Origin of the sequence: Saccharicrinis sp. 156 (assembly GCF_050589685.1) — a bacterium.
Lineage (GTDB): Bacteria > Bacteroidota > Bacteroidia > Bacteroidales > Marinilabiliaceae > Saccharicrinis.
Genome location: NZ_JBNGOS010000084.1, coordinates 1 through 5145, shown reverse-complemented (window position 1 = coordinate 5145; position 5145 = coordinate 1). Strand labels below are relative to the sequence as shown.

The 5145-nt window shown below is 30.4% G+C and carries 6 protein-coding genes; all 6 read right to left on the bottom strand.

Translation table 11 applies throughout. From position 1 onward, the window contains the following. Positions 1-340 precede the first annotated feature (340 nt). Complete coding sequence (locus ACRD64_RS24965) at positions 341-820, bottom strand: hypothetical protein (protein WP_430937310.1); 480 nt, start codon at positions 818-820, stop codon at positions 341-343. Then, the gene (locus ACRD64_RS24960; protein WP_430937308.1) at positions 817-1014 is read right to left on the bottom strand and encodes a hypothetical protein; all 198 of its coding nucleotides are present in this window, start codon (positions 1012-1014) and stop codon (positions 817-819) included. The genes ACRD64_RS24965 and ACRD64_RS24960 overlap by 4 nt, the downstream gene beginning before the upstream one ends. Before the next feature lie 163 nt (positions 1015-1177). Beyond that, the gene (locus ACRD64_RS24955; RefSeq protein ID WP_430937306.1) at positions 1178-2890 is read right to left on the bottom strand and encodes a DUF2326 domain-containing protein; all 1713 of its coding nucleotides are present in this window, start codon (positions 2888-2890) and stop codon (positions 1178-1180) included. Further along, positions 2881-3105 carry an ABC-three component system middle component 6 gene (locus ACRD64_RS24950; RefSeq protein WP_430937304.1) on the bottom strand — a complete coding sequence of 75 codons (225 nt, stop codon included), beginning with the start codon at positions 3103-3105 and terminating at the stop codon, positions 2881-2883. The genes ACRD64_RS24955 and ACRD64_RS24950 overlap by 10 nt, the downstream gene beginning before the upstream one ends. Next, positions 3092-4060, bottom strand: a complete 969-nt coding sequence (locus tag ACRD64_RS24945; protein WP_430937302.1) for an ABC-three component system protein — start codon at positions 4058-4060, stop codon at positions 3092-3094. The genes ACRD64_RS24950 and ACRD64_RS24945 overlap by 14 nt, the downstream gene beginning before the upstream one ends. Positions 4061-4277: 217 nt before the next feature. After that, positions 4278-4925, bottom strand: coding sequence for a hypothetical protein (locus tag ACRD64_RS24940; RefSeq protein ID WP_430937300.1), 648 nt, complete (start codon positions 4923-4925; stop codon positions 4278-4280). Positions 4926-5145: the final 220 nt, after the last annotated feature.

Below are 5145 nucleotides of genomic sequence, written 5' to 3'. Positions count from 1 at the left end.
TGTGGGTAAAAAATAATGCGCTCAGGTGTAAATGGGAGGAATACAGCCTTTTCTGTAAAAAACAACAGGCAAGGGATGTTTATTTATCGGTATTGGAAAAAATACTCCTTTTTAAACCTGTTTTATCCTGCTGCCCGCAAACAGAACATGCTTTTTCCCCAATCCGAACCCTTTAAACCCAAACTAAAAAGCAATTGAAAACACTATAGTTAAAGCGCACAAAATAAACACCTTACAGCCCTGCTGTTTTTGGAGGATTGTTTAGTTCAACAAACCCCCCAATCTAAAGCGTATGCAAGCAACGCTTTATTGGAGGCTAAGTGTTATGGTTTGTTATTTTTTAAAATCCATTATTAACCAATAGTTTCCCAAATGTTGTCAAGGCATAATCAGTTTTAATTATAGTCTCACTATCCGAGTTTCTATATTTACTTTTGTTCTTATAATACCTTTTATAAATTCCAAAATTAGCCATGGTTTCTTTGAAAAATTCATTATCCAATTCCCGAAATATTTCCATAGGTCTTTCTATTTCCCTGTAAGATTCAGCCTTATATTTAATTACTTCTAAATCGCCTATAAAAACTTTTTCTACAAGATTTACCAACCTAAAATATTCGTTTCGGTCAATTTTACCTTCTATTAGTTTACAGAATAGCTTACCAACAATTGATGCCTTGCTTTCCTCGTCTAATCTGTCAATAACTAATAGAGTATTATCGTAAACTTTTTTCCTATAGTCAGATTTTTCAAGTTCCAGAATAAATTCACTTCGTTCGTTTTCAGATACATTTTGTATTTCAAATAGAAAACGAATCAACTTCTTAAAAAGAACTTTTCCTTTAAAGTATTGCTAAATACTACTCCTGCTTTTAGTATTTTCACAATTGGTATTATATCAAGAATATCACTATCGATAATAGAGTCGAGTATTCCTTCGCTCATATCAACATTGACATCTGTAAGGCACTTCTCTAATGATTTATCAAATGATTTATATCTATCAATTTCCATAAAGTTCTCTTTTATAATAAACCATAACGGTTGGTGTATGAAACGTTGGGAAATTCGAAGCTACTTCATTATCAAAATACAATAAACTTTGATGCGAGAACAGAGGCGCAAATAAACACCTAACTCCCAATGTTTTATGACCGCGTGTTGTAACCTGTGCTTTCTACTCCTCTATTCTAAAGAGTTTATTATCTTCAGAAAGTTCAAGAACAAAATAATCTTCATTATTCAATTCATCTGGTAACTTGTCTTTCAATATTGAGGCAATAAATTGAATATCACTTTTATTGACCAAGTCTGCTATTTTAACAAGTTGCTTGCCATCCATCAATTCTTTCTTATCGTTAAGAATAAAATGCATGCAAGGAATATTTTCTTCATCAGCAAAAAAAGTGTATGCGATATCAAAACATGAAATTTCTCCTTGCTTTTTTCCAGAACTAAAGTTTGTATTGAATGCACTAAACTTATATAACCGTTGCCCCTTCTTATTTTTAACCTTATCGTACTTTAATGCATATTTTTCATTATACAACAATTCTGAAACTGAAGAAAAGTGCTTATTAAACTTATTTAATTGAGTTTTAACGGTAGCTTCAAAATCATCTGAGAATAATTCTTCATCTATTGATTCTAGAGTCTCATTAAAGCTTTTAAGATTATCTTCAACATCATTCAACTGTTGAACAATATTCTCGTATTCTCCTTTTAACCTATGTTTCTCATTCAATTCAGCAATTAAGACTTCAAGCTCTTCAAACGAATCGCTTTTTGATATAATTTGTGATAATTCCTGTTCTTGTCCTAATAGTTTATTTAATTGAATACTGTTTTTTTTAATCTTAGATTCTAGTACAGGAAGTTCATTTGATATGAATTTTTTCTTTTCAGTAATCATGTTGTTGTGATATGCTACCATATCTTCAAATGATTTTTGTAGTTTCCCTAAAACACTAGATGCTTGTTGGTATATTTGATTAAGTTGATTTGTATCTATAATCGAACTAGAATTCTCCAATTCCAATAAAGTTTCATTTATCAAATCTTTTCGAATATTCAACTTACTTATTTCTGAGCTAAGCCTGTTGATGTCGTATTTTACTTGATTTAATGCATCTAAATCTGATTCAAAATTTTCATTCAAATTAAGATCCGATTTTTTCTTATTAAGCTCATCTATTTCACTTTCGATTATCGCTAAAGTCGATTCGTAAGCTGATTTGGTCTGAATTTTCTCAAGTCTTTTTCTAAATGAATCTTCTTGTTTTATTTTTTCAAGTAATTCTTGTTTATTGTTTCCCTTAGTAAATTCACAACCTAATAAAAACAAATGCAAAGTTTCATATTCTGCATCTGATGTATATCTATCAAGTGTCTTTAGAGTGTTATTAATACTCAAATCTTTATATCGAATATTATGAGATATAATTTGTCTTAGAGTTGGTTTATCAGATAAATGTTCAGGAAAAAGTAGTTCTGTTAACTTTGGTTCGAATTCATTCTCGGTTAAACTTTCACCGTTAACTTTTCTTATTACTTTACTTTTTGCACTTAAAAAATTTCTTTCAATTACAATTTCAGTAGCAGATTCATCATCAAGATTTTCCGTTAAAGTAAGAGCGACTAAAATTTCATTGTTTATCAGATGATTTTTTACAAGGGTATAAACTTCTTTTTTATTTTCTGGGTCTTCCCAGATATTCTTTTTGTTTGCACCAAAACAAAAATCAACAAGTTTTAAAACAGTAGTTTTCCCAACACTATTTCCTGTGATTTTCCCTTCGCTTTTGTCAACAATAAGATTAATTCCTTTTCGAAATTCAATATCTCGAATTACCGAAGCTCCTTTCGTAATTGTTAATGATTTTAAGAACATAATTCAACTCTCCCTTCTTTAACTTTTGCAATATTTGCAATATACAACCAATCCAAGCAAAGAATAAAGACTGAAAAAGTCAGCTCCTTTAGTTGTTTTACTTCTTGATAAAGATTTACTATATCAAGTCCATTCGTTTTTTGAAGAACTTGTAAGACGATTGCACCATTATAATAGATGCTATTTTCTGGATGTATATTATCAGGAAGAAGCATAATTATAATTTTGAGGGTTTTCAAATATTTTACATCTTATAAATGCATCTACAACAAGAATATCAATACATAATTCTAATTCATCAATAGGGATTTCTTCAAAATTAGGACTTTCAAGCACCTTTTCCTTTATTTTTTCAATAACTTCTTGAAAAACAAAATCAGCTGTACCAGAGTTTTTTAGATTACGATATTCTTTTCGAATGCTTCTTAATACTGATGTACTTTTATTAACTCCTGAAGTGTCAAATTCAGAATATTTTTCATCAACTTTTTTATAAAACACACAATATTCATCAATTATATCTTTTGAATCCTTTAGGTCATTATGTGTGATTTTACGCTCAATTTCAAAACTATTAACAGACTCACTTTCATTTGTTTCATCCCATTTTTCTTTAGAAAGTATGTTTATTACAGAAGCAAGATTTGAATCAAGCTTAACAACATCAACTTCCCCTCCAAGCTCTTCTTTTATGAATCTGTATACCTCTTTTATTTCAACTGCTTTTTTGCTTAAAGTAGTATTCAGCACAGTAGTAATATCAACTATATCTGTAGTAGGTACAAAAGCCAAAGAAAAGGGATTCTTAAACGTTTTTTTTCTTAAATCAGAAGCATCCTTTGAAATAGAGATGAATTTAAATGAATAACCTTTATAATTATTCATTAGTTTTTTTGATAGAGCCGATTCAACTTTTTGTTTCGTGCAAGTTGCTGATACTTGAACAACTATTTTGTTTGTATGGTCTATTAAATCTATTGCTTCAACGTTTTGCAACTTTGCATTTAAATTCTCAAGCGAATAGCCATACAATAAATTTAAAAGGTGCAAATAGAAATTCTCTGAATGTAAATGTAAGTCTAACATATTCAGCTTTCCCCTAGTTTCAATCCTTCTAGCTAAAACGTGAAGTTTTTCATCTATGTAATTAAAATAAGGGTTTCTATTCATTTCTTCTAATTGTTTTTGCAAATATACTTAAAATGTTTTCATCTCTAATTTTAATGCACGACCGTTTCTTGCATTGGTTACAACGGTTGGTACATGTTGCGGAGCGGATTTCGGAGCTTCGTTCCTGTCCGGCAGGACGGAACGATGATGCGAGAGCCGCAGTTGCTAACCGCACCAACCCCGCTCTGAAATATGTACTTTGTTACCACACGTTTTTTTATTCAATTTTATGAAATCGTTTTTCATAATAATATCTGTTGAAAGTATAGTCAATTAATGATTTGTGTCTAATGTTCCAAATTTCATTAGTGAAGAACTCATATCCACTACCGAAATTTTCAACGGCAGCAATTTTTAAATAGTCATTTATTGAATCAGTTATTATTATATCTCTTAATCCAACAAATGAGATTTTTATGCTGTCAAAATCCTGCTTTTGAAAACTCATTTGTCCGCTCATATTAGATAGTTGATTTGAAATTTTAACACCATTTTCAAACATTATCCCTGTTGCAGCTGGCAATACTTCTGTTGAGTCAGGGAAGAACAGGTCAAATCTTATTTTATTTGAATTTCTTTTTGCTGCTTCAATTAGATAATAACTTGGAGTTGTATCATTTTCAGGTTGTAAGTCACTATTTAAAATTAATTCTTTGTCCTTAATTTTCCATTTACCTTTTGTTTCTCCATAAACCAATCCTCCTTGCCAATTGTAGACAAAACTTGAATCCTTATTTAGCCTGATAGATGACCCCATCTCAAAACTACCTTTTGTCCGATAATAACCAGTGATTGTTTTCTGATTAATTGTTGCACATGAAGTCAACAAAGCAACTACTGATATTTTAATTATATATTTTGCCATTTTCTATGTGTTTAAAATGTGTGGTAACGGCTCGAATATGCGTAGTGCGGGATTTCAACGCTCTACACTATCAAACCGCTACAAAATTTATTAATTCTTTAATGTTCAAATTTACCACTTCAGCCCGCATTACGTATATTTATTGTTGAACTAAACCTCCTTCGTCGGTAGATGGAGGTTTAGTTCGTTAAAAAACCATACATTTGGTTTTCAACTATTT

Bases quoted from the DNA above. Each gene is read 5' to 3' on its own strand.
- ACRD64_RS24960 (WP_430937308.1), bottom strand. From the start codon at position 1,014: ATGGAAATTGATAGATATAAATCATTTGATAAATCATTAGAGAAGTGC.
- ACRD64_RS24955 (WP_430937306.1), bottom strand. From the start codon at position 2,890: ATGTTCTTAAAATCATTAACAATTACGAAAGGAGCTTCGGTAATTCGA.
- ACRD64_RS24950 (WP_430937304.1), bottom strand. From the start codon at position 3,105: ATGCTTCTTCCTGATAATATACATCCAGAAAATAGCATCTATTATAAT.
- ACRD64_RS24945 (WP_430937302.1), bottom strand. From the start codon at position 4,060: ATGAATAGAAACCCTTATTTTAATTACATAGATGAAAAACTTCACGTT.
- ACRD64_RS24940 (WP_430937300.1), bottom strand. From the start codon at position 4,925: ATGGCAAAATATATAATTAAAATATCAGTAGTTGCTTTGTTGACTTCA.